This window comes from Polaribacter sp. (assembly GCF_049276715.1).
GTDB lineage: Bacteria > Bacteroidota > Bacteroidia > Flavobacteriales > Flavobacteriaceae > Polaribacter.
This window is the reverse complement of the sequence record NZ_JBASWY010000060.1, coordinates 1-2,328: the sequence shown is the minus strand read 5'-3', so window position 1 is coordinate 2,328 and position 2,328 is coordinate 1. Positions and strand designations below refer to the sequence as shown.

General features: G+C 54.1%; 1 protein-coding gene and 1 pseudogene. Both read right to left on the bottom strand.

The genetic code is table 11. The annotated features are described in order from the left end of the window. Window positions 1-1,866, bottom strand: a 1,866-nt coding sequence (locus tag WAO74_RS14095; RefSeq protein ID WP_422162910.1) for an SDR family NAD(P)-dependent oxidoreductase, incomplete at its 3' end; no start/stop codon positions are given. After that, window positions 1,863-2,328: pseudogene (locus WAO74_RS14090) on the bottom strand (decaprenyl-phosphate phosphoribosyltransferase); the annotation flags it as partial. The pseudogene WAO74_RS14090 and the gene WAO74_RS14095, both read right to left, overlap by 4 nt.

The window sequence follows — 2,328 nt, the reverse complement described above, 5'->3', positions numbered from 1 at the left end:
GCCCTGGGCGAATGCGTCAAGCCCAGCCTTGGTTGAGCCGTACACGAAATTAGTTCTTCTTGCCCGATCACCAGCAACACTCGAAAGAACGACGAGCGCACCGTGGCCTTGGTTCTTTAATCTCCGAGCCACGTGTAATCCAGCACTCACCGAACCGGTGTAGTTAACTGTTGCGATTTCAACCGCGTGACTGGGGTCTTCCTCCGCGGTCATTTGGTCACCGAGGAGACCAAATGCAAGGATCACAATGTCAATGTCTGAGCCGTCAAATGCGGCGTCGATAATCCCGCCGTGTGTTTCAGTATTTTTAGCGTCAAATTCAATTGCTTCAACACCGGCAATATTGAGAGCTTGTAATTGTGCGACCGCAGAATCCAGTGACTCAGATGGCCGACCGGCTAACAAGACTCGGCTCAATCGGTGTCGCGGCATCTCTTTAATCGTCGCAAGTGCGATCTCACTTGTTCCACCAAGAACGAGAACGGACTGGGGTTCGCCGAGAGCATCAAGCATGTGGTTGGCCTTACAGATTTTAAGTCGACGGGATAGATCTGACGCAAACACGCGATTGGGGTCCATGGTGTCACGAATTTCACGCCATTCACCGAGGCGCGGGTAAGTTCTTGCAAAATTTGTTGGCGATTGGCGGGAATCTTTTGCCAAATAGAGCCGGCCACCCTCTGCGCTAATCAGCGCATCAAGTTGGTCCAGAGCCCGACCAAGTCCAGGGATACCCGCCGGTAAGTCGACTGCAAGAGTCCAACCCGATTGCGGGAAGGACAGTGGGGCGCGGTTCCCCGGGCCGAACCGCTTGAGCACGGTGAGAAAACTGGGTGCACCGATTTCACGTAACTTGCTCAATGCCATGCCCACGAGATAACCGGCAGCATCGGGTACCTGGAATTGGTATTGCAGAAAACCACTCGGTCCATAAATCCTATTCCACTCCTGTACCCCGTCGAGTGGGTGAAAGAAAGCACTGATTCGTTGGAGTTCGCCGATCCGCTCCTTGGGGTGCTTGCGGTACCAGCCTTCGTTGAAGGCGCGGACCGTCCACTTATTGAGTGCACCCGTAGGGACAAGTGCTGGAGCGGTTGCAATATTTTTGGGATCATAGGCTTCTGGGTCTTTAATCCCGTCCAGATTGCATTGCTGAATCGTTGCGTGATCTCCGCGGGTGATGACCCCCCGTCCCGAGGAAGAAACCGAGTCAATCCAAGCAACGGTGTAGCGATACTCGTGATCGCGGGCAAACATACGTGACATTACGTCGTCCAGATCATTGCCGCGTTCGGTGTCCACCGTGATGTAGGAACTCGCAATGGGAATCACGGTGAATGTGGCACTTGTAATTACTCCGGTTAAACCCATGCCGCCCACCGTGGCCCAGAACTTCGGATCCTTCGATGTCAGCGTGTGTTGCGCACCCAGACCATCAATCAAATTCAGTTCAGTGACATGTGCACCAAAACTACCGTCACGGTGATGGTTCTTACCGTGAATATCTGCCGCGATTGCACCACCGACAGTAATGATTCGGGTTCCCGCAGAGACTGGAACAAAGAATCCGCGGGGAACAATCTCGCGCAAGATGCTGTCGATACTCGCGCCAGCATCAGCGGTGACGCTCATGTTGTCTGGGTTCAGACTGAAATCGGTCATGGTGGTCATATCGATCACGGTTGCGCCACCGGATTGGGCCGCATCGCCGTAGGAACGCCCGAGGCCACGGGCAAGTACACCTCGGGAATTTGCCTGCTGGACGAGTTCAGCTATTTGACCGGGGGAATTCGCTTCGACAAGTTGCGCAACGGTGGGCATTGTGCGACCCCAACCGGACAACTGTGTTGCTACCACTTCACTCATACGCCTAACGCTCCCATGGCGAAAAGGATCAACCACGCGGCACCGAGAAGTAGTAACGCTTTGTCTGCGGTCACTGCTTCTTCAGGTGCTTCAGCATCACCTTGATCAATGACAATGCCGTACCTCAAAATTGCTAAGACAAAAGGCAAAACACTCCACTCTGCCCACGCCAGAGACGACGGGGTTTGGGCAACGTCAAATGCCCAGAGTGCATATCCCATGATTGTGACCGCGGCCGCAGTTCCCCAGACAAACCGCAGGTAACTCAAGGAATAACCCTCTAAAGACTTACGTCGGTTCCCTAATGGGGAACCTGCGATCTCCTCGCGCTTGAGTTCGCTGAAACGCTTTCCTGCCGCCATGAACAGTGAACCAAATCCAGCAACGATGAGGAACCACTGCGAGATCGGCAAATCTGATGCAGCTCCACCTGCAACGGCGCGCAAGAGAAATCCCATGGAC